19 protein-coding genes and 1 tRNA gene are annotated in these 23,007 nt (G+C 75.0%); 15 read left to right on the top strand and 5 right to left on the bottom strand.

Annotated elements, in window-relative coordinates; translation table 11 throughout:
- Positions 1-11: 11 nt before the first annotated feature.
- The 7 genes from ACGF13_RS18635 (at position 12) to ACGF13_RS18605 (ending at position 10,087) form a co-directional block, all read left to right on the top strand.
- Positions 12-581: a DUF6309 family protein gene (locus ACGF13_RS18635; RefSeq protein ID WP_392876020.1), complete on the top strand. Its 570-nt coding sequence runs from the start codon at positions 12-14 to the stop codon at positions 579-581.
- Positions 578-4,948 (top strand): AMP-binding protein, encoded by a 4,371-nt coding sequence (locus tag ACGF13_RS18630; protein ID WP_392876017.1) that lies wholly within the window; start codon positions 578-580, stop codon positions 4,946-4,948. Before ACGF13_RS18635 ends, ACGF13_RS18630 begins: the two co-directional genes overlap by 4 nt.
- A gap of 11 nt (positions 4,949-4,959) precedes the next feature.
- Positions 4,960-6,216, top strand: coding sequence for an aspartate aminotransferase family protein (locus ACGF13_RS18625; protein ID WP_392876814.1), 1,257 nt, complete (start codon positions 4,960-4,962; stop codon positions 6,214-6,216).
- A 12-nt stretch (positions 6,217-6,228) separates the two neighbouring features.
- Positions 6,229-7,092, top strand: a complete 864-nt coding sequence (locus ACGF13_RS18620) for a TauD/TfdA family dioxygenase (RefSeq protein WP_392876014.1) — start codon at positions 6,229-6,231, stop codon at positions 7,090-7,092.
- A complete protein-coding gene (locus tag ACGF13_RS18615) occupies positions 7,080-7,874 on the top strand; it encodes an SDR family oxidoreductase (protein WP_392876011.1) in 795 nt (264 codons plus the stop codon). Before ACGF13_RS18620 ends, ACGF13_RS18615 begins: the two co-directional genes overlap by 13 nt.
- Positions 7,875-7,877: 3 nt before the next feature.
- A complete protein-coding gene (locus ACGF13_RS18610; RefSeq protein WP_392876008.1) occupies positions 7,878-8,633 on the top strand; it encodes a hypothetical protein in 756 nt (251 codons plus the stop codon).
- Positions 8,634-8,842: 209 nt separating this feature from the next.
- Positions 8,843-10,087 carry a glycosyltransferase 87 family protein gene (locus ACGF13_RS18605; RefSeq protein ID WP_392876005.1) on the top strand — a complete coding sequence of 415 codons (1,245 nt, stop codon included), beginning with the start codon at positions 8,843-8,845 and terminating at the stop codon, positions 10,085-10,087.
- Here ACGF13_RS18605 and ACGF13_RS18600 read toward each other — a convergent pair.
- Entirely contained in the window at positions 10,080-10,772 is a 693-nt protein-coding gene (locus ACGF13_RS18600; protein ID WP_392876002.1) for a Tat pathway signal sequence domain protein, read from the bottom strand. The genes ACGF13_RS18605 and ACGF13_RS18600 overlap by 8 nt on opposite strands.
- A 271-nt stretch (positions 10,773-11,043) precedes the next feature.
- Between ACGF13_RS18600 and ACGF13_RS18595 the strand changes: the two genes are divergently transcribed.
- The 3 genes from ACGF13_RS18595 to ACGF13_RS18585 all read left to right on the top strand — a co-directional run bounded on the left by ACGF13_RS18595 (position 11,044) and on the right by ACGF13_RS18585 (position 13,575).
- Complete coding sequence (locus ACGF13_RS18595) at positions 11,044-11,847, top strand: class I SAM-dependent methyltransferase (protein WP_392875999.1); 804 nt, start codon at positions 11,044-11,046, stop codon at positions 11,845-11,847.
- Between the two features lie 242 nt (positions 11,848-12,089).
- Positions 12,090-12,695: an AAA family ATPase gene (locus tag ACGF13_RS18590; RefSeq protein ID WP_392875996.1), complete on the top strand. Its 606-nt coding sequence runs from the start codon at positions 12,090-12,092 to the stop codon at positions 12,693-12,695.
- A 10-nt stretch (positions 12,696-12,705) separates the two neighbouring features.
- Positions 12,706-13,575: an NAD-dependent protein deacetylase gene (locus ACGF13_RS18585; protein ID WP_392875993.1), complete on the top strand. Its 870-nt coding sequence runs from the start codon at positions 12,706-12,708 to the stop codon at positions 13,573-13,575.
- 83 nt (positions 13,576-13,658) lie between these two features.
- Here the strand turns inward: ACGF13_RS18585 and ACGF13_RS18580 are convergent, their stop codons facing one another.
- Positions 13,659-14,315 (bottom strand): hypothetical protein, encoded by a 657-nt coding sequence (locus ACGF13_RS18580; protein WP_392875990.1) that lies wholly within the window; start codon positions 14,313-14,315, stop codon positions 13,659-13,661.
- A gap of 479 nt (positions 14,316-14,794) precedes the next feature.
- Between ACGF13_RS18580 and ACGF13_RS18575 the strand changes: the two genes are divergently transcribed.
- Positions 14,795-15,466 (top strand): polysaccharide deacetylase family protein, encoded by a 672-nt coding sequence (locus tag ACGF13_RS18575; RefSeq protein WP_392875987.1) that lies wholly within the window; start codon positions 14,795-14,797, stop codon positions 15,464-15,466.
- Between the two features lie 34 nt (positions 15,467-15,500).
- On the opposite strand, the gene ACGF13_RS18570 is transcribed toward ACGF13_RS18575, so the two are convergent.
- Complete coding sequence (locus ACGF13_RS18570) at positions 15,501-16,349, bottom strand: hypothetical protein (protein WP_392875984.1); 849 nt, start codon at positions 16,347-16,349, stop codon at positions 15,501-15,503.
- A gap of 195 nt (positions 16,350-16,544) precedes the next feature.
- On the opposite strand from ACGF13_RS18570, the gene ACGF13_RS18565 reads away from it, so the two are divergent.
- A tRNA-Cys gene (locus tag ACGF13_RS18565) sits at positions 16,545-16,615 on the top strand.
- 51 nt (positions 16,616-16,666) lie between these two features.
- Here the strand turns inward: ACGF13_RS18565 and ACGF13_RS18560 are convergent.
- Positions 16,667-19,420 (bottom strand): helix-turn-helix transcriptional regulator, encoded by a 2,754-nt coding sequence (locus tag ACGF13_RS18560; protein WP_392875981.1) that lies wholly within the window; start codon positions 19,418-19,420, stop codon positions 16,667-16,669.
- Positions 19,421-19,625: 205 nt separating this feature from the next.
- Here ACGF13_RS18560 and ACGF13_RS18555 point away from each other — a divergent pair, with 205 nt between their 5' ends.
- The 3 genes from ACGF13_RS18555 to ACGF13_RS18545 all read left to right on the top strand — a co-directional run bounded on the left by ACGF13_RS18555 (position 19,626) and on the right by ACGF13_RS18545 (position 22,423).
- Positions 19,626-20,651, top strand: coding sequence for a helix-turn-helix domain-containing protein (locus ACGF13_RS18555; protein ID WP_392875978.1), 1,026 nt, complete (start codon positions 19,626-19,628; stop codon positions 20,649-20,651).
- A gap of 23 nt (positions 20,652-20,674) precedes the next feature.
- Positions 20,675-21,646 carry a helix-turn-helix domain-containing protein gene (locus ACGF13_RS18550; RefSeq protein ID WP_392875975.1) on the top strand — a complete coding sequence of 324 codons (972 nt, stop codon included), beginning with the start codon at positions 20,675-20,677 and terminating at the stop codon, positions 21,644-21,646.
- A gap of 309 nt (positions 21,647-21,955) precedes the next feature.
- Entirely contained in the window at positions 21,956-22,423 is a 468-nt protein-coding gene (locus tag ACGF13_RS18545) for a hypothetical protein (protein WP_392875972.1), read from the top strand.
- A 163-nt stretch (positions 22,424-22,586) separates the two neighbouring features.
- On the opposite strand, the gene ACGF13_RS18540 is transcribed toward ACGF13_RS18545, so the two are convergent.
- Positions 22,587-22,961, bottom strand: a complete 375-nt coding sequence (locus ACGF13_RS18540) for a transglycosylase SLT domain-containing protein (protein ID WP_392875969.1) — start codon at positions 22,959-22,961, stop codon at positions 22,587-22,589.
- Positions 22,962-23,007 lie beyond the last annotated feature (46 nt).

Raw genomic sequence — 23,007 nt, 5'->3', positions numbered from 1 at the left:
GGAGCACTGCCGTGGAGATCGTCACCGCCGCCGCTTACCCCGAGGTCCACGACGCCTACCTGCGGGACCACCCGGTGGAGCGGGCCCACGAGGCGAACAGCAACATGTACGGCGAGGAGAACATCGAACGCGCCGACCGCATCCGCGGCGGCTGGTGGCGGATCCGGCTCTCCCGGGCGGACGTCCTGGGCGTCGTGCTGCCCTGGCACCTCAGCGAGGGCGGGGAGCTCGAACTGGTGCCGCGCCGCGGACTGACGGTGGCCGACGCGGCCGAGCGGGTCCGCGCCGGCGGGGCGGTCTGGACCACCGCCAACCCGGTCTGCGCGGCGAAGCTCCGGCTGCTGCGCCGGGCCCCGTTCACGCCCCTCTTCCTCAGCACCTCCCCGGTCGACCACACCGACTACGGGGACCTCGCGGTCCGGTCGGGTCTGATCCACCTCGACGGCCTGCACCGCATGCTGGCCTGGGAGTTGGCCGGACGGCTGCCCGAGCGGCCGCTGCTGGACGGCTACCTGGTCGGCGACCCGGCGGTGGTCGCCGAGCCCGCCCGGGCGGGCCGGACGGGGGACGAGTCGGCGTGACCACCGCGACGCAGCACGTCCGGTCCGCGTCCTCGGGCCACCCGGCCGACCCCGCCCACTGTGCCCGCTCGCTGCCCGAGCTGCTCGCCCACCTCGCCCGGGCCCACCCCGACCGGACCGCCCTGACCGACGGCGTCCGCGGCTTCGACTACCGCACCGTCGACGCCGCGGCCGACCGGATCGCCGACCGGCTGGCCGCCGCCGGCACCGGCCGGGGGGACCGGGTCGCCCTGGTCGGGCCCCGGGACGCCCGGATGCTGGTGCTGCTGCACGGGGTGCTGCGCTCGGGCGCGGCCGCGGTACTGGCCGATCCGGACTGGTCGGCGGCGGACCTGGCCCGGCGGCTGGCCTCCGTCCGGGTGGCCCGGGTGCTCGCCACCGAGGGCGGGCTCGGCGGGGAGGTGGTGGACGTCGAGGCGCTGCCGGGCCTGCCGTCGGGAGAGAGTGAGGCGCGGGCCGAGGTGCGGGGCGAGGACCTCGCGTACCTCTCCTTCACCTCCGGGTCGAGCGGCGAGCCCAAGGCGGTGGCCGTCACCCACGCCAACGCCGTGCACTACGCCCGGGCGCTGGCCGGGCGGCTCGACCTCACCGCGGCCGACGCGCCGTGCGCAGCGCACGTCACCACCCTGGCCGCCGACCTCGGCCACACCTCCTGGCTGCTCGCCCTGGCCACCGGCGGTTCGGTGCACCTCGTGCCGGACCGCGAGGTGCGCGACCCGGAGGCCTTCTGGGCCTCGCTGCGCCGGGCCGGGGTGGACGTGCTGAAGACCACCCCCTCGCACCTGACCGCCCTGCTGGAGGGCCGCCCGGCCGACTCCCCGCCGCTGCGCACCGTGCTGCTCGGCGGCGAGGCGCTGCCCCGCCAGCTCGCCGCCGCCCTGCTCGACGGCGGCACCACCGCGCGGCTGGTCAACCACTACGGCCCGACCGAGACCACCGTCGGCGCCACCTGCCTGCTCGTCACCTCCGCCCGCCAACTGCCCGCCGAGGAGCCGACCGTACCGATCGGCACCGCGATCGGCGAGGTGCTGCTGACCGTGGTGGACGGCACCGGCCGGGAGGCCCCGGACGGCGCTGTGGGCGAACTGCTCATCGGCGGCCGGGGCGTGACGGCCGGGTACTACGGCCGGCCGGCCGAGACCGCCCGCGGCTTCGTCCGGCACGACGGCCGACCCGTCTACCGCACCGGTGACCTGTGCCGCCGGCGGGCCGACGGGACGCTGGTCTTCCTGGGCCGGGTGGACCGCCAGGTGAAGGTCCGCGGGTACCGGGTGGACCTCGCCGAGGTCGAGCGGGCCATGGACGGGTACCCCGGCGTCGTCTGCTCGGCGGCGCTGCTGCGGGAAACCTCGCTCGGCAACCAACTGATGGGCATCGTAGGGTTGTCGGATTCCTCGAACGGCTCGGCCGGGCTGGAGGGGCTACGGGCGTACCTGCGGGACCGGCTCCCCGGCTACTCCGTGCCGCAGCCGATCCTGGTGCTGCCGCGGTTCCCGGTCGGACCGAACGGCAAGCTCGACCGGCAGCGGCTGGCCGAGCTGGCGGCCGAACTGGTCGAGGCCCGGGCCGAGTCGGGCGCGGCCGGCGTGGGGGAGCCGGGCGACACCGCCGGGAGCGGCCTCGCCGGGGAGATCGCGAGCTTCTGGGCGGGCGCCCTCGGCCTGCCCGCGGTCGGGCCGCGCGCCGACGTGCTCGGCCTCGGCGGCGACTCCATTCTCGCCATGCGCACCATCGCCTTCCTGCGGCGCTCCGGCCTGCGGGTCGCCTACGAGGACTTCTACTGGCACCCGACGGCGGAGGGCCTGGCGGCGGCCGCCGTCCCGGCCGCGCCGTCCGCCCCGGCCCCGCGCGGCTCCACCGGCGGGCTCCGACTCGCCCCGGCCCAGCGCTGGTTGTACGGGCAGCGGACGCCGCGGGACCTGCGGCACTGGAACCAGTCCGTGCTGCTGCGCTGTCGTACCGCCGTCGACTCGGCGGCACTCTCGGCCGCCGTCGCGGCCGTCCTGGAGCGGCACCCGGCGCTGCGCCGGCCGGTCACCCCGGACGGCTGCGGCGAACCGCGGGCGGTGGCCGACCTCGACCCGGTCTCCTTCTCGCGGATCCCGCGCGCCGCCGGGGACCTCGCCGACACCGTCGCCGGGGTCTGCAGCGAACTCCACCGCAGCCTCGACCCGTCGGCGGGCCGGTTGCTGCGCGCCCACCTGTTCACCGGCCCGCCCGGCACGGACGACCGGCTCGCGCTGATCGCGCACCACCTGGTGGTCGACGGACTGTCCTGGCGGATCCTGCTGGACGACCTGGCGCACGCGTACCGGGCGGTGCTCGACCGGAAGCCGGTCGACCTGCCGCCGACGGCCGACTTCTACGCCTGGGCGGCGCTCGCCTCGCCCGATGCCCAGCAGGTCGACGGCGACGAGAAGCGCACGGCCGAGAAGACCGAGGAAGCCCAGGAAGCCGAAGCGGCAGCGGAGTTCGAGGCGCCCGGCACGCTCAGCTGGGCGCTCGACCCGGACGCCACCGCCCGGCTGATCGCCCGGCACGGTGCCGGGGCCGGGCTGGAGGCCGTGCTGCTGGCCGCCTTCGCGAAGGCCGTCACCGGCGACGACGGCCGCCCCCGGCTCGCGGTGGAGGTCGAGACCCACGGCCGGGACGCGGTCGGCGACCCGGGTGAATTCCTGGACACCGTCGGCTGGTTCACAGCCGTCAAGCACGTCGAGCTGGACGCCGGGGCCACCCCGGACACCGTGGCGCGGCGACTGCGCGAGACGCCCGTCCGGCCGATGGACGCGCCCGGCGAACGGCCCGTCGTCGGCTTCAACTTCCTCGGCACCTTCCGGCTGCCCGAGGAGCCCGCGCTGGACTGGACCGTCGCCGCCGAACAGGCCGGCACGGCCCGTTGCGCCGGCGGCGACCCGCTGTACGAACTGCGCCTCACCGCACGGGTGGTGGAGCACCGGCTGGTAGCCGACCTGGTGTACGGCCGGCCCGGCCTGCCGCACCCCGCCGCCGGGCGGATCACCGGGCGCTTCGCCCGGGCCGTGGCGGCCGAGGCGCAGGCGCCGGACACCGCACCGCCCGTCCGGGCGGCGCTGTCCACCTCCGGCCAGCTGTTGCACCCCGGCGTCTCCCCGACCGCCGCCCGGGCGACGGTGCGCGAACCCGCCCGGGTGCTGCTCACCGGCGCCACCGGCTACCTCGGCCGGCACCTGCTGGAGGCCTTCGTCCGGCGCGGTGCCGAGGTCACCTGCCTGGTGCGGGCCACGGACGACGCCACGGCGCTGGAACGGCTCGGAGCCGGAGCCGGAGCCGACAACGCAGCCGGAGGCGCCGTCCGGGCGCTCGCCGGGGACGTCGACCGGGACGGCCTCGGCCTCTCCCCGGCCGGACGCGAACTCGCCAGGGGCGCCCACCTGGTGGTGCACGCGGCGGCGGACGTCCGGCTGGTGGCCTCGCCCGACGAACTGGAGCGCACCAACCACCTCGCGGTGCGCCGGCTGCTCGACTGGATCGGCGAGAACGCCCCGGACGCCCGGCTCCACCACGTCTCCACGCTCGCCGTCTCGGGCGGGGTGGACGGCCCGCCGCGTCGCTTCAGCGAGGCGGACCTGGAGATCGGCCAGCACTTCCGCACCCCGTACGAGCGGACCAAGTACCGGGCCGAGCGGGCCGTCCGGGCCTGGGCGGCGGGCGGGCACGCCGCCTACCTGCACCGCAGCGGCCACATCGCGGCGCACAGCCGGACCGGCGCGTTCCAGGCCAACGCCGGGGACAACCGGATCTACCAGCTGATCCGCGGCTACCTGCTGGCCGGCGCCGCGCCGAGCCGGCCGGACACCGCCTTCGCGTTCTCGTACGTGGACACGGTGGCCGCCGGGATCGCCGCGATCGCCCTCGACCGGTACGCCGCGCCCGGCGCGTACCACGTGGAGTCGCCGCACGCCGTCCCGCACGACGAACTGGTGCGGTGGCTGGCCGGGCACGGCCACCCCGTGCGGCTCACCGACGAGGAGGCCTTCGCGGCCGCCCTCGCCCGGGCCGAGCGCCGCCACCCGACGGCCGCCCGGGTGGCCGCCGCCTGGGCGGCGCAGGAGGAGCGCCGCGTCCTGGTGGACAGCGCGTACACCACCGCGGTGCTCGACCGGCTGGGCGTGCGCTTCGCCGCGCCGACCCCGCGGTGGTGGTCGGCCGCGCTCACCTGGGCCGCCGGGGCCGGCTACCTGCCGCCCGTCGGTCCGACCCCGACCACCCGTCACGACATCCGTGACGACACCCGTCACGACAGCCATGACGACATCCGTGACGACACCCGTCACGGCAGCTGTGACGACATCCGAGACGACATCCGTGCAGGCAGGACCAACCCGTGAAGGCAGGCCCCGTGTCCCAGCTCTCCCCGGTGCTCAAGCAGGCCACCCCGGTCGTCGCGGTACGCGGCGAAGGACTCCACCTCTACGATGCCGACGGCCGCCGTCACCTCGACTTCACCTCCGGTGTGGGGGTGACCAGCACCGGCCACTGTCACCCGAAGGTGGTCGAGGCCGTCCGGGACCAGGCCGGCCGGCTGATCCACGGGCAGTACACCACCGTGCTGCACGACCGACTCCTCGCTCTCACCGAGCGGTTGGGCGAGGTCCTGCCCGCCGGCCTGGACTCGCTGTTCTACGCCACCGCCGGCACCGAGGCGGTGGAGGCCGCGCTGCGGCTCGCCCGGCACGCCACCGGCCGGCAGAACGTGATCGTCTTCGAGGGCTCCTTCCACGGCCGCACCATGGGCGCGGCCTCGCTCACCACGGCCGGCACCCGGTTCCGGGCCGGCATCGGCCCGCTGATGCCCGGGGTCGCGGTGGCGCCCTTCCCGGCCGCCTTCCGGCTCGGACTGTCCGAGGAGGAGGCGGTGGCGCACGCCCTGCGCGGACTGGACGAGGTGCTCGCCACCGTCTCCGCGCCCGCCGAGACGGCCGCGATGTTCGTCGAGCCGGTGCTCGGCGAGGGCGGTTACGTCCCGGCGCCGCCCGGTTTCCTGGCCGGGCTGCGGGAGCGGGCCGACCGGCACGGGATCCTGCTGGTGGTGGACGAGGTGCAGACCGGCTTCGGCCGCACCGGCCGGTTCTGGGCCCACGAGCACGAGAACGGGGTGCTCCCCGATGTCCTGATCACTGCCAAGGGCCTGGCCAGCGGCTTCCCGCTGTCCGCGATCGCCGCGCCCGCCGGGCTGATGGGGCGCGCCTGGCCGGGATCGCAGGGCGGCACGTACGGCGGGAACCCGGTGGCCTGTGCCGCCGCCCTGGCGACCCTGGACGTGCTGCGCGAGGAGCGGCTGGTCGAGAACGCGGCCGAGCAGGGCGCCCGGCTGCTGGCCGGGCTGCGGGCGGTGGCCGCCGGGACGCCCGGGATCGCCGACGTCCGCGGGCTCGGGCTGATGGCCGCCAGCGAGTTCTGCCGCCCGGACGGCACCCCGGACCCGGAGGCGGCCCGGCGCGCCCAGCAGTCCGCGGCCGAGCACGGCCTGCTGCTGTTGCTGTGCGGGATCCACCTGAACGTGGTCCGGATGATCCCGGCGCTGGTCGTCACGGCCGAACAGATCGACGAGGGCCTGGAGTTGTGGGCGAAGGCCGTCGCGGCCGGCGGCCGGTAGGAAGGAGAGGACATGGATGCGGTGACCGAAATCGGCTGGAGCAGCCTGGAGTTGGACGCCCGGCGGGAGCTCTGGTCGCTCCCGCTGGGGGAGCGGGAGCGGCGGCTGCTCTGGGCCGACGCGCGGGCCGGGCGCTGGGGCGCGGCCGAGGAAGTGCGGGGCCGGCTACGGGAGTTCGTCCGGAACGCCGCCGACTCGGTGGGCGTCACCCATGTGAGCGGCCTGGTGGACCCGGCCCGCCCGGAGCAGGAGATCACCGAGGTGCTCTCCTTCCTGCTGCGGGACTTCGGCCGGATCGTCCCGCAGAACGGGCGCGGCGACCTCACCTCGGTGCTGCACGACCAGGACGGCGACGGCAACACCGAACTGGGCTTCCACTGCGACACCTGCGACCTACTGGTCCTGCTCTGCCTGCGGCCCGCCTTCGACGGCGGCGGGCTGACCAAGCTGGCGAGCGCCCGGCACGTCCACGACCTGATCCAGCGGGAGCGCCCGGACGCGCTGACCACGCTCCGCGAGGACTGGACCTTCGACCGCAGCGGCCGGGCCGGTCCGCAGGTGGTGGTCACCCCGATCCTGTACGACCGCAAGGACGGGACGATCGGCTGCTACTACCAGACCCGTACGGTCCGTTCCTCCCCCGACCGCGGCGGACCGGAACTGACGGACCGTCAGTGGGAGGCGCTCGGCGTGCTGGACGAGGTGCTCTACCGGCCGGAGATCGCCTTCGGGCTGCCGATGGCCGCCGGAGACCTGCTGATCATCCGCAACAGCCGGGTGCTGCACGGGCGTTCGCCGTACGTCGACGAGCCCGGGCCGTACTCCCGGCGGATGCTGCGGATCTGGGTGAACGAGGGGGAGGAGTGGGCGCTGTGACGACCACGGGAGAGGGCGGCGGCGGGACCGCGCCGCACGGACGGGTGGCGATCGTCACCGGCGGGGGCAGCGGCCTCGGCCGGGCGTCGGCGCTGGCCCTGCTGGCGGCCGGCTGGACGGTGGTCGTCGCCGGGCGCCGCAAGGACGCCCTGGAGGAGACCGCGGCCCTGGCCGGCCCCGGGGCCGACCGGGTGCTGCCCGTCCCGACCGACATCCGCAGCCCGGAGGAGGTCGCCCGGCTCTTCGACACCGTGCTCGACAGGTACGGCCGACTGGACCTGCTCTTCAACAACGCGGGCGCCGCCGCCCCGCGTCGGCCGATCACCGAGACCCCGTTCGAGGACTGGAACCGGGTGCTGGACACCATCGTCACCGGCGGCTTCCTCTGCGCCCGTGAGGCCTTCCGGGTGATGAGCACCCAGACCCCGCAGGGCGGGCGGATCATCAACAACGGCGCGCCCTCCGCCCACGTGCCGCGCCCCAACTCGATCGCGTACACCGCCGCCAAGCACGCCGTCCTCGGCCTCACCAAGGTGCTCGCCCTGGACGGCCGGCCGTACGGTATCTCCTGCGGGCAGATCGACGTCGGCAACGTCACCCCGGTGGACGGCGGCCCGCAGCCGGCCGCCATGCAGGCCGACCGGACCATGGCCGTCGAGGCGACCATCCCGGTGGACCGCTTCACCGAGGCCCTGGTGCTGATGGCCTCGCAGCCGCCGGACACCACCATCCAGTCCCTGGTGGTGCTGCCGACCACCATGCCGTTCGTCGGGAGGGGTTGAGCCGTGCTGGTCAGCGCGCGCTCCTTCGCGGAGTACCGGGCGATGTTCGCGCTCACCGAGCGCGACCTGGAGCAGCGCATCCTGGACTGCCCGGCCGGCGCGGCGAGTTTCGTCGCCGAGGCCGGGCGGCTCGGCATCGACGCCGTCGCCGTCGACCGCCAGTACGCCGAGCACCGCGAGGAACTGGGCGTGCTGGTGGAACGGGAGACCGCCTTCAAGCGCGAGCTGCTGGTGAAGGAGACCGCGGGGTACGTCTGGTCCTGGTACGCCGACGCGGACGACATGATCCGCCGGTGGACCGCCAACGCCCGAGCCTTCGGCGCCGACATCGCCGCCCGCCCGGAGCGCTACGTGGCCGGCTCGCTGCCCGGACTCCCCTTCGCCGACGACTCCTTCGACCTGGCGCTCTGCTCGCACCTGCTGTTCTCGTACGGCAACCGGCTGGGCGGGGAGTTCCAGCGGGCGGGCCTGCTGGAGCTCGCCCGGGTCGCGCGCCGGGAGGTCCGGGTCTTCCCACTGGTGGTGTACGACACCGGAGCGCGCTACGAGGGGCTGGGGGCGCTGCGCGCGGACCTCGCGGAGCTCGGCGTCCCCAGCCGGGTGGAGCGGGTGGCCTACGAGTTCCAGCCGGGGGCCGACGAGATGCTGGTGCTCTCCACCGCGGGCTACCGGGCGCCGGCCCGGAGCGCACCGGGCGCGGCGGGGGCCGCGAGGGCGACGGACCCGGTGCGGTGGCGGCACCGGGAGGCCGGGGCCTGAGCGGGCGGCCGGGCCGGACGGGCCCGGCCGGCCCGGCCCGCGGAAATCCGTACCGTCCCGTTGTCATCCGTCTCCGGCGGCTGCTGCGTCCTGGTGGTATGAACCGCTGCCCAGCCCGACCAGAGACCGACCCGCGAGGCGACCACCGGGAAGCCGAGCCGGAGCGGGGGACCTTGCCCCGCCGCCCGGCCGATCGGATGGTGCCGGCTGTGGCCGCGGTGACGGCGGTGGCGCTCGCGCTCCTGCTCCGCGGCCTGCTGCTGGAGTACGAGTCGCCGGACTGGCACTACTTCCTCGGCCCCTGGTACGGGTACATCGAGGCGAAGGGCGGATTCCAGGCCCTCGGCGACATCGGCTTCTCGGACTACAACGTCCCCTACCTGTACCTGATGGCCGCGCTCGGCTACCTTCCGGTGCCCGGGATGGCGGCGGTCAAGTGCGTGTCGATCCTCTTCGACCTGGCGCTGGCCTACTACACCCACCGCATCGTCTCGCGGTGCGGCCCGCACCGGCCCTGGCGGCCGTTCGCCGCGGCGGTGACCGTGCTGTTCCTGCCCACGGTCGTGACCAACAGCGGGTGGTGGGGCCAGGCCGACGCGATATTCACCGCCTTCCTGATCGGCGGCGTCCACCACCTCCTGCGCGGCCGCCCCTGGTGGACCTGCTCGTTCTTCGGGATCGCCCTGGCGTTCAAGCTCCAGGCGGTCTTCCTCTTCCCGCTGCTGCTCGTCGTCGTCCTGTACCGGCGGATACCGTGGCGGTGCCTGCTGGCCGTCCCGGCCGTGTACCTGGCGCTCGACGTGCCCGCCCTGCTGCTCGGCGCCGACCCCTGGCCGCTGCTGACGGTGTACGCCCGGCAGACCGGGACCTACCGGGACCTCGCGCTCAACGCGCCGTCGATCTACCAGTTCGTCTCGGTGCCGCCCGGCGGGGACGACCCGGTGCGCCGGGCGGGCGTCCTGGTCGCGGGCGTGCTGGTGCTGGCGCTGGTCGCACTGGCGGTCCGGGCCGTGCGACGCACCGACGGCGGGGCGGAGCCGGGGAGGTCCACGGAGGGGAGCGGGCAGGCGGGGCTCACCGGGACCAGGATCCTGCTGCTGGCCACCGTCTTCGCGATCGCGGTGCCGTTCCTGCTGCCGTCCATGCACGAGCGCTACTTCTACGTCGCGGACGTCCTCAGCGTGATCGTCGCCTTCCAACGGCCCCGGCAGCTCTGGTACCTGCCGGTCCTGGTCCAGCTCTCGTCCTTCGGCAGCTACCTCAAGTTCATCGCACCCGGCGTGGCGCCGTACCTGTCGATGCCGGCCCACGGCGCGCTGATGCTGCTGGCGCTGATCGCCGTACTCCGGGCCACCACCCGGGAGCTCGGCGTGCCCTGGGCCTGGCTGCTGCCGGGGTGGGCGCGGCAGCGCCGCCGCACCCACCCCAGCGGTCCTGCGGGCGAGGTCAGTTGACGACGACCACGGGGCTTCCCGGCTGGCCGGTGTCGGCGACCGGGCCGTACGCCGCGGAGAAGTAGCCGTCGCCCGGACAGAGCGTCGAGCCGGCGCTCTTGGCGAAGTGCTCGGTGCGGAACGCCAGGCTGTGCGCGGTGTTGTCGGCGCTGCCGGTGAAGGCGCCGCTCAGCTGGTAGGAGCAGGTGATGGTGCCGAACCAGGTGTCGAGCACCGCGGTGGCCTGGATCGGCCCGGCGGACCCGCCGGTCAGGGTGACCGGCAGGCCGGGCGCGTCGGAGACGGTGACGCCGTACGGCAGGTTGCCGACCGTCAGGCTGCGCACCGAGGTGACCCCGGTGACGTTTGCGGTGCACGAGCCGAAGGTCAGCCCGGTCAGCGACGCGGTCGCGCTGCCCGGCGCCGCCGGGTTGCTCAGCACCGAGGCCGAGAGCTGGGAGGTGGCGCAGGTGACGCCGGTGGTGCTGGTCGCGGTCGAGTAGAAGGTCGCCTTGGTGCCAGAGGCGAGCGGCGCGGAGAGCGCGTCGCCCACGGCGACGGCGGTGCCGCCCGCGCTCCCGGTGGTGAGCACCGGGCCGGCGGCGAGGGCCCCCGGCGACGCGGAGGCGGGGACGGCGGCCAGCGCGAGCGCGGTGGTCGCGCAGACGGCGGCGGCGGTGACGGCAAGGTGGCGGCTGAAGCGCATGGGAAACCTCTTCCTCGGTGAGGGGCGAGAAGACGTCCTCTCGCGGGCTCCCGAGCGGTGGGGACCGGGGAGCGCGCGGCGTTTCCGGGTTCCATACGTTCCAGGCGTGACCGCGCGCCGTCAAGGCGGTGGGCGGAACTTACTGACTTTTCGTCAACAAGCCGTGCTGTCAAGGCTTTCGGTCGAAGGGACGGCCGGCCGCCCGGCGCCTGACCGGCGGCCGCCCCGAGCCGGCCGCCCCGTCGCCTCGCCCGCCTGCGAGAATTCCGGCATGGCTGAGCACGAGAGCGACCACGGCTACCTCCTGGACAACCGGCAGACCGAGGCGGGCATCCGCTTCGACGCCCTCGCCGAGCTGTTCGACCCGGTGACCTTCCGGCACGTCGACGCCCTCGGGATCGGCCCCGGCATGCGCTGCTGGGAGGTCGGCGCGGGCGGCCCCTCGGTGCCGCTCGGACTCGCCGAACGCGTCGGCCCGACCGGCGCGGTGGTCGCCACCGACATCGACGTCTCCTGGACCGCCCCCGCCGCCGGCGGCGTGATCGAAGTGCTGCGCCACGACGTGGCGGCCGACCCGCCGCCGCCCGGCGGCTTCGACCTGGTGCACGCCCGGCTGGTCCTGGTCCACGTCGCCGACCGCGCCGAGGCCCTGCGCCGGATGGTGGGGGCGCTGCGCCCCGGCGGCCGGCTGCTGCTGGAGGACGCCGACCCGGCCCTGCAACCGCTGCTCTGCCCGGACGAGTCCGGCCCCGACGAGCGCCTCGCCAACCGCCTGCGGTCCGGCTTCCGCACCCTGATGGCCGGGCGCGGCGCCGACCTCGCGTACGGCCGGACGCTGCCCAGGGCGCTGCGCGAAGCGGGCCTGATCGACGTCCAGGCCGACGCGTACTTCCCGATCACCTCGCCGGCCTGCGCCGTCCTGGAGGACGCGACCGTCCGGCAGATCCGCCGGCTGCTGGTGGCCGAAGGCCTCGCGACGGACGAGGAGATCGACCGCCACCTGGCCAACGTCGCCACCGGCCGGCTCGACCTGGCCACCGCCCCGATGATCTCCGCCTGGGCCCGCCGCCCGTGACGCCTCCCGCCGAGCCCGGCGGGACGGGGGCCGCGGCGCCGCTCGCCGAGGTGCGCGCCCCCGGGTGCGTCAACACCTGCTCCTGTAGCGGCGGTTCGGCCCCGTTCACCTGCGCGTCGGCCTGGTGTACCGGGGGAAGGTCCACTGGGGCGGCGGTCCCGGCGGCCTCCACCGCCCGTCCGCCGTCCGCCACTCGCGGGGGAGGTGGCGGGCGGCGGCCCTCCCGGGCAGACTCACCGGGCATGACGCGACGCCCGACCGTGCACCGACGCCCGCAGCTGCTCGTCGTGAGCGGCCCGCCCGGTGCGGGCAAGACCACACTGGCGCACGCCCTGGCCGATGCGCTCGGCCGGCCGGCGGTCTGCCGGGACGAGATCAAGGAGCGGATGGCCGCCGCCCGGGAGACGCCGGCCGAGGAACTGGACCGGCGGACGCTGGCCGCGTTCTTCCACACCCTCGACGGACACCTGCGCGCCGGGACGGACGTGGTGGCCGAGGCGGCCTACCAGGACCGGCTGTGGCGGCCCGGCCTGGCGCCGCTCGCCGAACTCGCCGAGCTGCGCGTCGTGCGCTGCGTCGTCGAGCCGGAGGTCGCCCGCGAGCGGATCGCCCGTCGGGCCGCCGAGGCGCCCGGGCGGGCCGTCCACGCGGACGGCGAGCTGCTGGGCCGCATCGCGCGCGGCGAGCGGCCGATCGAGTCCTGGGTGCCGATCGCGCTGGACGCCCCCTGCCTGGCCGTGGACACCACCCGCGGCTGGGCCCCGCCCCTGGAGCGGATCACGGCCTTCGCCACCCGCGCCGCCGAGGATCCGACCGTCCCGCCGGGTGGCCGCGGCCCGGCGGTCTAACCTCGACGGTATGGACGCGTTCGAACATCCGGGCGGCCAGGCCGTCGTCCCGCCGGGGGAGGGGCTGGAAGCCCTGGTACGGCTGCTGGACCGGCGCGGCGCGGTGGTGCTCAGCGGGGCGGGCCTGTCCACGGAGTCCGGCATCCCCGACTACCGGGGCGCCACCGGCCGCCGCCGCAGCGGCACCCCGATGACGTACCAGGAGTTCACCGGCAGCGCCGACGCCCGGCGCCGCTACTGGGCCCGCAGCCACACCGGCTGGCCGGCGATCGCCGGGGCCCGGCCCAACGCCGGGCACCACGCGGTGGAGCGGCTGCGCCGGGCCGGGCACGTCGCGGCGGTCATCACCCAGAACGTGGACGGCCTCCACCACGCGGCCGGCACCCGGGAGGCCGTGGAGCTGCACGGCGGACTCCACCGGGTGGTCTGCCTCGACTGCCGCCGCACCGCCACCCGGGTCGAGCTGGACCGGCGGCTGGAGGAGCTCAACCCGGGCTTCCGTCGGCCCGGCGCGCAGCTGCGGCCCGACGGTGACGCGCGGCTGCCGCAGTCCGTGGTGGACGGCTTCCGGGTCGCCGCCTGCGCGGACTGCGGCGGGGTGCTCAAGCCCGACGTGGTGTTCTTCGGCGAGAACGTCCCGCCGCCCCGGGTCGAGCGCTGCTACGAACTGGTCGACGCGGCCGACTCGTTGGTGGTTCTCGGTTCCTCCCTGGCGGTGCTGTCCGGGCTGCGCTTCGTCCGCCGTGCCGCCCGGTCGCGACTGCCGGTCGCGATCGTCAACCAGGGGGCGACGCGCGGGGACGAACTCGCCGCGCTCCGGCTCGACCTGCCGCTGGGGCCGGCCATGACGGAGGTCGCCCGGCTGCTCGACGCGGCCTGACCGGCGCGCTCGCCCGGTTCCCGCCGCCGTGCTCGGCCCGCCGCCGCGCTCGGCCGACCGCCGCGCTCGGCCGACCGCCGCGCTCAGCCGGCCGGCTGGGCGGGCCGGCCCGGTACCCACAGCGGCACCCGGCCGCCGCGCGGCATGCAGCGCGCCGCGTCCTGCTCCAGCCAGTCGGCCACCCGCTCCGGATCGCCCTCGCACAGCTCCACCAGCGCGGACGCGGCGATCCCGGTGCAGCACAGCACCAGCGCCAGGGTGTCCCGGCGGCGGTGGTGTTCCCGTACGTACGCCTCGGCGCGCTCCTCGATCCGGTGGATGTGGCCCGGCCCGTCGTCGGCGGTCAGCGCCTGCACCCCGTGCCACACCAGGGTCAGCGCGCAGGGCTCGGCCGGGTGCGAGGAGCCGGCCCGCTGCGCCTGCTCGCGGGTCTCCGCCGAGCGCTGCCCGAGCCACTCCAGCGCCGCCGGCCCGTCCTCCCGGCAGCGGCGGAGCACCAGTTCCGCGGCCCGGGCCACCACGGCCCGCAGCACCGCCGGCGCGGGCGCCCGCAGCCCGGCCGCGGACCCGTCCCCGAAGGCCAGCCAGGCATCGGCGAACGAGGCCGCCCGCACCCCGCCGACCCAGGTGGTCGACTCGCTCGCCGTGCTCAGCCGGTCCTCGGCCCCCAGCCGCACCAGCCCCACGGCCGTCAGGCACGCCGCGTCCCCGTCCAGCTCCCGCAGCCATCGACTCAGCACCAGCACACACCCCCGTCAGCGGTTCATCCCCGTGAGGCCTCATCCCACCACACCAGGACGGAGACGAACTAGACAGGAGCACGTCACAATCTGGAACCAGACCTTCCGCGCGGTCCTGCGACGGAGGCGGCGTGGATGCGGTGGCGGGTGACGGCCGGGCGAGCGACGGCGACGGCCTCGGCCGGCCGGGTCCCCGCACCGCTCCCGAGTCCGCTTCCGGCGGCCTCGGCGTCGGATCCGGGCCGTTCGGGCCGGACCCTCGGCGGGCGATTCCCGATCCGGCATCCGGGTGAATTGGCGCGGCGCCGCCCGGCGCGGAATGAAGCCGGGGCCGGCGCTGCCAGAATGCAATTTCCTCGGGGTCCACCCGCACAGTCGGCGCCATCGGACAGCTGGAGCGGAACATGCGAATCATTCAGCCGCGTATTAGTTCGGAAAAGAGGCCCGGTGCAGTCGCGGGCGGCTTTCCGTGGACGCTCATGTATCACTCGGTGGCGCCGGCGCTCGACGATCCCTATCTGATCACCGTCGATCCGGCACGGTTCCGCCGCCAGCTGCGCTGGCTGTCCGCCCGCGGCCTGCGCGGGGTGTCGGTGGGCACGCTGATGCGCGCCCACCGGGACGGCACCGCGGCGGGCATGGTGGGGCTCAGCTTCGACGACGGGTACCGCGACTTCGTCGAGGAGGTCATGCCCGCCCTGGCGGAGCACGGCTTCACCGCGACGGTCTACGTGGTGGCCGACCGGCTGGGCGGCTACAACGACTGGGACCGGCAGGGCCCGCGCAAGCCGCTGATGACGGCCCGCCAGGTCCGTGAGGCCGCGGCCGCCGGGATGGAGATCGGCTCGCACGGGCTGACCCACCGGCGGCTGGCGGGCCTGGACGCGCGGGACCTGGAGGCCCAGGTCGCCGACAGCCGCCACGTCCTGGAGGACCTCACGGGCCGGGAGGTCGCGGGGTTCTGCTACCCGTACGGCTCGCTCGACGCCGCCGCGGTGGAGGCGGTGGCCGAGGCCGGCTACGACCACGCGTGCGCGGTCAGCCCCGGTGCCCACAGCGGGGAGTACGCGCTTCCCCGCTGCTACGTGGGCGACCGGGACGGACCGCTGCACCTGGCCGCGAAGCTGGTGCGCGACCGCTGGCGGCGCTGACCGCCGCCGACGGCCGCTCGGTGGGGGCGGCCGCTCAGCGGGGGACGGCGGCGGATCCCGCGGTCGGATCCGCGCCGGCCCCCGCGGCGGGCTCCACATGGAGCCAGGACTCGTGCCACAGCAGCGCGCACCGGCGGTCGCAGCCCGCGGCCAGCGGCTCACCGCCGCAGCGCAGCCCGTCGAGGATGAACCACCGCCCCCCGGCGGGGTACTGCCACCACACGAGGGACCGGTGACGCAGCTCGATGGCACCGTGCCGGGTGCCGGCGTGGCGCTCCATCCCCGCCTGGAAGGGGACGCCGTGCAGGCGCCCGTCGGGGCCGAGGGTCGCGTGGATCTCCGCGAGGCCGCGCACCGTCGCCCACAGCGTGACGGGCCGTTCGGCGGGGGCCGGCGCGGGGGCGGGCTCCAGCCATTCGTCGCGGAACAGCAGCGCGCAGTCCATGCCGCAGCCCTGGGCCCCGTCGGCGCCGTGGCAGGTGGCGCCGGCCAGCGCGACGGTGCCCGACAGGCGCCGCACCCGGTAGTGGTCGTCGACCATGCGGCGCACGACGCGTTCGACCCGGTAGACGCCGCCGCAGAACGACCACTGGCTGCCGGTGAACCACAGGCCGCGGTGGCGGTCCCGGTCGTCGAGGGTGGCGCGCACCGCGGCCTCGTCCTTCACCCGGACCCAGTCCCCCTCGGCGAAGCGGGAGGGCCGGCCCGGCGCCGGAACGCCGTCGCGGCGCTCACGCAGGCCCTCGCGGGCGATCCGGGCGCGGCGCACGACACCGAGCGGGGGGAGGTCGCGCAGGGGCAGGTTCTTGTACTGGCACCGGTTCGCGGCGGTTTCGCTGCGCAGCTCCGCGGTTCGGGGGAACCGTGATTCCTCGACGGCCATCAATGAAATCCCATCGGGTTGGAGATATCGGCACAGGCTAGCGCAACCGGCCTTTCCCCGTGCGGGCCTCCGGAGCCTTTCGAGGCCATGTCGGAAGAAATAGCACTAGACCCACTAAGAGCCTTCCGGAGTGAAGAAACGCCGCTTCCGGAGAGTTCCGGGTTCATACCCGTGTAATGTTTCCACCGGTGTCGCGGTGGAGTGGCCGAGTGGTGAGGCGACGGCTTGCAGGGCCGTTCAGACGGGTTCGATTCCTGTCTCCACCTTTTCTCCCGTCCGCTGCGTTCCGGCGTGGGTACGCGGCCGGGCGCCGACGGTCAGGTCGACGGCGCGTCCAGCCGGTCGCTCAGCTGGCTGCGGGAGGTGATCCCGAGCTTCGGGAAGATCCGGTACAGATGGGTGCCGATCGTCCGGGGTGACAGGTGCAGCTGCCGGCCTATCTCCTTGTTGGAGAGGCCCTGCGCCGCCAGCTGGGCGATCTGCACCTCCTGGGGCGTGAGCAGGTCCCGGTCGGGGCGGCCCTGGCTCTTGCTGCCCTCGCCCGCCGAACGGAGCTCCTGGGCCGCCCGTTCACGCCAGGGCTCCACGCCCATGGCTTCGAAGGACTCCCGGGCGATCCGCAGCGGAGTGCGGGCCTCCATCACCCGGCGGTGGCGCCGGAGCCAGGTGCCGTGGGCGAGCATGAGCCGGGCACGGACGAAGGGTGCCCGGGACATGTCCAGATCGAAGGCCGCCCGGAACCGCTCCTCGGCGTCCTCGTCGTCGGCGAGCAGCGCCCGGGCGAATCCCAGGCTCACCCGGATCATCTGGACCTCGCTCGCCCCGGCGGACGTGACGAGCTGTCGCAGGGCCGCCTTCGCCATGGCGCGCTGGTCCTCGCCGGTGGCGGCCTCGGCCAACTCGGCGATGGCCATGGTCTGCATGAACGGGTGGTAGGAGGGATCGGCCGGGTCGAAGACCCGCCAGACGCAGGAGAACGCCTCGGCGTGCCGACCCGCGGCCAGGGCGATGAGGCCGCGGGCGATCTGGATGTACGCGAGCTTGGAGGGGTCGACCACGGTCAGCCCCTGGCCCTCCGCCTCGCCGATCGCGACCAGCGCGGTGTCCAGGTCGCCGCGCAGCGCGGCGAACTGTGCCTTCGCCACCCGGGCACCGGTCAGCCAGCGCGGTTGCGCGGTCTCCTCGGCCAGCCGGGCCGCCTCGGCCGCCGCCGGGAGCCCGGTCTCCCAGTCGACGGTGTGCACGGTGGCCAGGGCGAGGAGCACCAGCGTCTTGGTCAGCGGGCCCCGACGCCCCTGACGGCGCAGTCCGTCCGCCGCGTGGCGGGCGAAGCCGGTGACATGGTCGAACCCGTTCACCATGATGGCCGCGTTGCCCAGGGTGGCGGCGGCCACGACGTCGTACCCGCCCTCGCGTTCGAGGCGCCGCAGCCGGTCGATCACCGTCGCCGAGGCCTCCAGCGGGGCGGCCCCCGCCAGCGTGCACACCAGGTCCGGGTGGAGTTCCGGGACCGGCAGCCGCTCGGCGGCCGTCACGACGCGCTCCCGCAGTTCCCGCCCCGGGTCCGCCCACCAGCAACGCCACGCGGCCACACGCAGCAGCCGCAACGCGAGTTCGGGATCGCCGGCCTCGGCGGCCTGCTCCGCCGTGGCGATCAGCAGGTGGATCCGGGACGTGCTCGTGTCGGACTCCGACTCCAGCCATTCGCGCAGCAGGACCACGCGGGCCCGCTCCAGCACGTCCGGGCCCAGCGATTCGGCCTGCTGCACCAGGGCCGACACGCGATCCGCCCGGCCGAGTTCGAAGCACAGCTCCGCGGCACCGAGGAGGCGCGCCCGCCGTCCCGAAGGGTCCTCGCTCAGCGCGGTGGCGCGTTCCAGCGCCGTCAGGGCCGCTGCGACGGCACCACGCTCTCGCGCGCCGAGAGCCACCCGGTCCAGTTGCCGGGCCACCGCTTCGTCGGGACGGCCGCCGGCCGAGGCCCGGTGCCACGCCTGCCGGTCGGGGTGTCCCCGGAGGGTGTCGGCGAGCGCGCCGTGGGCGGCCAGACGGTCCGCGAGCGGTGCCGAGCCCAGGACGGCGGAGCGCACCAGGGGGTGGGTGAAGGCGATCCGGAACCCGTCGACGCGCACCAGGCCGGCGGCCACGGCGGGCTCCAGCGACAGCGCGGAGATCTCGGTGCCGGTCAGGGCCGCGGCCGCGGCGAGCACCTCGGTCAGCGCACCGTCGTCGGTGGTGGCGGCGACCAGCAGCAGCTGGTGGGTGTCGGACGGAAGGTCGGCCAGCCACGAGGAGAAGGCGCGCTCGAGCCGGGCGGTGAGGGGGAGCACCGGCGACCCCACGAACCCCGTGGGCTCCCCGTCCGCCGCGGGGGAGAGGGGGAGCTCGATCAGTGCGAGGGGGTTGCCGGCCGACAACCGCGCCACCCGGCGGCGCGCCCCCGGGCCGAGGCCGGGACTGCGGGCGTCCAGCAGGGCGTCGCCCGCGCTCGGGGCCAGCGGCCCGAGGTGCAGCTCGCGGATGTCGGGGACGCCCCGCCTGGCCGTACGGTCGTCGCGCACGGCGAGGAGCAGGCCGAGGGGTTCGGCGCCGACGCGGCGTGCGACGAACCCGAGGACGTCCAGGGTCGGCGCGTCCAGCCACTGGGCGTCGTCCACGACCAGCAGTACGGGGGCTTCGGCGGCCGCCTCGCCGAGCAGGCCGAGGGTGGCCAGGGCGATCATGAAGAACCGGGGCGCGGAGGCGTCGTCGGACGGCTCCGCCATGCCGAAGGCGCCCAGCAGGGCCTGTGCCTGGACGGCGGGCAGGTGCGGGATGCGCTCCGTCATGGTGTGGGTCAGCTGGTGCAGCCCGGCGAACGGCAGCTCGGTCTCGGCCCGGACACCCGCTGCCCTGAGGACGGTGAATCCGGCGCTCCCGGCCCGGGCGGCGGCGTGGTCCAGCAGGGCGGACTTGCCGATCCCGGGGGCCCCGTGGATCAGCAGCGCGTCGCCCCGCCCGGGCAGGGCGTCGACCAGTGCGTCGACGGCCGCCAGTTCCTCGTCCCGGCCGAACAGTGTGGTGCCTGACATCCGAAGTTCCTCTGCGCCTGCGCCTGCGCCAGTGGTCTGACCTGGACCGTTGCAGTGTAGGTGCGCGCATTGCACGGTTCGAGTGCGCGGATAGTCATGTGTTCGGCGCCACATCACCTACAGTCGCTTCGCAGTCATCCTGCCGCCGACGTAAGTCATCCCGTGTCCCATGCTGGAAGCCATGTCGAGCGGAGGGAGAGGACCGATGGCATCCGTGACCGACACGGCCGGGCAGCCGGACGACGGGAGCACGCTTCGCCGCCGGAGCGGGGCCGTCCCCGTCGCCGCCGTCCCCTTCACGGTCGCCTCGTACGAGCCTCCGTCGGACCCGGGCCGGATGACGACCCGGCAGTTGGGGCACCTGCTCTTCCTCACGACGGAGGCGGGCCCCCGGTGCTACACCCGCGGCCCGCGGGAGATCGCCCGTGGCACCCGGCAGGCCGAGGGGTTCCTCGTGGTCGCCGTCATGGGGGCCACCGGCGCCGTGGTGCGGCAGGACGGCAGGACGACCGAGGTCCCCGCGGGAGCGGTCTCCTTCTGGTACTCGGAGACCCCTCATGTGGTCGACTACCCGGACGGAGTGGACGTCAGGGTGTGCCTGATCCCCCGCCGGGCCCTCGGCGCGCGGGACGAGCAGCTGGCGCGGGTGACGGCCACCGTGGCCGACGCCGGCGGGCCGGTGGCCGCCCTGGTCGCGCAGTCCCTGCTGACCCTGGCCGAGACCGCCGAGGACTGCCCCGAGTTCGTCGCCGGCCGACTGGCCCGCAACGTCACCGACCTGGTGGCCACCCTCGTCGCCGAGCAGGCCGCCCGTGACACGCCCGCCACGGAGGACTCCCGCACGGAGGACTCCCGGTACGCCCGGATCCGGGAGATCCACGCCTACGTGGACCGGCACCTCAGGGATCCGGAACTCGGGCCGCAGAGCATCGCGGCCGCGCACGACATCTCCGTCCGCTCCCTGCACAAGCTCTTCGAAGGGGAGGGGACCACCGTCAGCCGTCTGATCCAGCGCCGCCGGCTCCAGGAGAGCGCCGAGGAACTCACCCGCGAGGACGGCGGTGACAGCACGGTCTCCGGCGTGGCCCAGCGATGGGGCTTCACCGACCCGGCCCACTTCAGCCGGCTCTTCCGTGCCTCGTACGGCATCTCGCCGAGCCGGTGGCGCGACACCCGCGGCGGCGCCGAGCCGGCCACCCGGCCGGACCCCCCGGGCCCGGTGTTCCGATGACCCGTCGACCAGAGAGGAACCCGGTGTCCCCTTCCCGCTCCACCGCATCTCTCTCCACCGCATCGCTGTCCGCCTCCGACCGGGCGGACGTGTGGCACGACGCCGTGTCCCACGCCTTCGTGCCGATGGCCGTGGAGTTCCTGGAGGAGGTGCCGTCACCCGGGGAGCTCACCGGCCACCGGCTCGGTCCGGTGCGGATCTCGAGGGTCCAGGCCGGGCCGCAGACGGTGACCCGCACCAGGCGCCTGATCGCCGACGCCGACGCGCCGACGCTCATCCTCAGCCTGCAGGAGCGCGGCACCGCGCTCAAGGAGCAGGACGGCAGGGAGACGCTCATCCGGCCCGGCGGATTCTCCCTCACCGACACCTCCCGGGTGTTCCGCAAGAGGATCGACGAGGAGTTCGCCTTCACGTCCTTCCACTTCCCCCGTGCGGAACTCGACGTCCGGGACGAGGACCTGAGGGCGCTCACCGCGACCACCTTCGACGGCGCCGAGGGCAGTGCCGCACTGCTGGCCGGCTACCTCCGCCAGATGGCGCGCGAGGCGGCCGGGCTGGACGAGGCCGTCGGGCGCCGGGCCGCGTCCACGGCGCTCGACCTGCTGGCGCTGCTCGTCGACGACCGGGCCGGGCTGGTGCGGCCGCAGGGTTCGCGGACCGCGGCCTCGCTGGAGCGGGTCAAGGACCACGTCCTGCGCAACCTGCGCGATCCGGACCTCTCGCCGGCCACCATCGCGGAGGCGAACTTCATGTCGGTGCGCTTCCTCCACAAGCTGTTCCAGCAGGAGGACCTCACGGTCGGCGGGTGGATCCGCGCCCAGCGGCTGGAGCGCTGCAGCCGGGACCTGCTGCGCCCGATGGCCGCGGAGCTCGGCGTGGCGGGCATCGCCCGGCGCTGGGGCTTCGCCAACTCCAGCCACTTCAGCCGCGCCTTCCGCGACGCCTACGGCATGACGCCGAGGGACTGGCAGGTCAGCGGCGGGGCGGCGGGCTGACGCCCGGCCGATCACGCCCTGACGAGTGACCGGAGGCGGGGACCGTGTCCGGTCGGCGAAGGCACCCGGGTCCGTACCACGAACGGCCCCTCCTCCGCCGATCCGTCGAAGAACTTCGAATGATTCGACCCGTCAGGTGGCGTGGCGTTTCCTGGAACCATCGCACCGGGGCCGGTCCCGAGCAGGGGCCGGGGACCGGGGAGCGAGGACCGGCGCGTGCCGGTGGACCACCGGCCGACCGAACTCCTCGCGCACCGACGTCCAGTCGTCGGTCGAAGAGCCAGCCAAGCCCTCAGGACCGGAGGAACGATGCGTCTTCGCGCCATAGCCGCCGCCACGGCAGCGGCCGCCACCCTCGCACTCTGTCCCCTCGCCGCCACGACGGCGAGCGCCGCACCCGTGGCCGGGGCCGCGTCGGCGAAGCCCGCCCTCGACAGCGGCGTGTGGAACACCGCCACCTACAACCCCGACGGGCACGTGAACACGGTCGAGATCAACCAGTACGTCGGCAGTGACAACCACCACTACGTCGTCGGCTGGCTGTACGCCGGGAGCGGCAACGTCGCGTTCTACTACGACCAGTCCCACGACGGCGGCCGGACCTGGAACAGCTTCCTCGACCGGACGTACGTGGGCCCGGGCGGCTGGTACACCCTGCCGACGAAGTACGACGACGGGGGCGTGTGGTACCGCGCCTGTTCCGCGGCCGAGTGGGCGGGGAGCCCGTACGGGAACCCCCAGTGGGGCTACAACATCGCCTGCACCAACTGGTACTGACCTCAGGGGCCCGGGGCGGCCCGCCGGTGCCCGGCGGGCCGTTCCGGCGGGTTGGGAACGGGGTGAGGGCCCGTGTCGCGCGGTTGCGCGGCGCGGGCCCTCGTGGGTCACTCCGGTGGTCCCTGTCCGGCTCCCGGGGTGTGGGGGAAGCCGAGGGGTCGGCTTAGTACCAGTGGTGGGACTGCCAGAAGTTCCAGGCGGCGTTGGGGCTGCCGTAGCGGGTGTTCATGTAGTCCAGTGCCCACTTGATCTGGGTGGTGGGGTTGGTCTTCCAGTCCGCACCCGCGGAGGCCATCTTGGAGGCCGGCAGGGCCTGGCCCAGTCCGTAGGAGCCCGAGCTCGGGTTGGTCGCGGTCACGTTCCAGCCCGACTCGTGGGAGATGATCTGGCTGAACGAGGCGAGCTGGTCCGCCGGCACGATCTGGGCGGCGAGGGCCTGCGGGGAGGCGTCGGCGGCCGAGGCGACCGTGGGGACCACGGCGGCACCCAGGGCGGTCACGCCGGCGGCGCCGGCGAGGATCGCGGCAGAGGTGCGCATACGGAGCTTGAAAGCGGGCATGTAGAGCAGGACCTCAATCGGGTTG

Origin of the sequence: Kitasatospora sp. NPDC048286 (assembly GCF_043201735.1) — a bacterium.
Classification (GTDB): Bacteria; Actinomycetota; Actinomycetes; order Streptomycetales; family Streptomycetaceae; genus Kitasatospora.
The sequence above is the reverse complement of the archived record's forward strand: the minus strand, read 5'-3'. Positions and strand labels throughout refer to the sequence as shown.

Bases quoted from the DNA above. Each gene is read 5' to 3' on its own strand.
- ACGF13_RS18620 (WP_392876014.1), top strand. From the start codon at position 6,229: ATGGATGCGGTGACCGAAATCGGCTGGAGCAGCCTGGAGTTGGACGCC.
- ACGF13_RS18600 (WP_392876002.1), bottom strand. From the start codon at position 10,772: ATGCGCTTCAGCCGCCACCTTGCCGTCACCGCCGCCGCCGTCTGCGCG.
- ACGF13_RS18595 (WP_392875999.1), top strand. From the start codon at position 11,044: ATGGCTGAGCACGAGAGCGACCACGGCTACCTCCTGGACAACCGGCAG.
- ACGF13_RS18590 (WP_392875996.1), top strand. From the start codon at position 12,090: ATGACGCGACGCCCGACCGTGCACCGACGCCCGCAGCTGCTCGTCGTG.
- ACGF13_RS18585 (WP_392875993.1), top strand. From the start codon at position 12,706: ATGGACGCGTTCGAACATCCGGGCGGCCAGGCCGTCGTCCCGCCGGGG.
- ACGF13_RS18575 (WP_392875987.1), top strand. From the start codon at position 14,795: ATGTATCACTCGGTGGCGCCGGCGCTCGACGATCCCTATCTGATCACC.
- ACGF13_RS18570 (WP_392875984.1), bottom strand. From the start codon at position 16,349: ATGGCCGTCGAGGAATCACGGTTCCCCCGAACCGCGGAGCTGCGCAGC.
- ACGF13_RS18560 (WP_392875981.1), bottom strand. From the start codon at position 19,420: ATGTCAGGCACCACACTGTTCGGCCGGGACGAGGAACTGGCGGCCGTC.
- ACGF13_RS18555 (WP_392875978.1), top strand. From the start codon at position 19,626: ATGGCATCCGTGACCGACACGGCCGGGCAGCCGGACGACGGGAGCACG.
- ACGF13_RS18545 (WP_392875972.1), top strand. From the start codon at position 21,956: ATGCGTCTTCGCGCCATAGCCGCCGCCACGGCAGCGGCCGCCACCCTC.
- ACGF13_RS18540 (WP_392875969.1), bottom strand. From the start codon at position 22,961: ATGCGCACCTCTGCCGCGATCCTCGCCGGCGCCGCCGGCGTGACCGCC.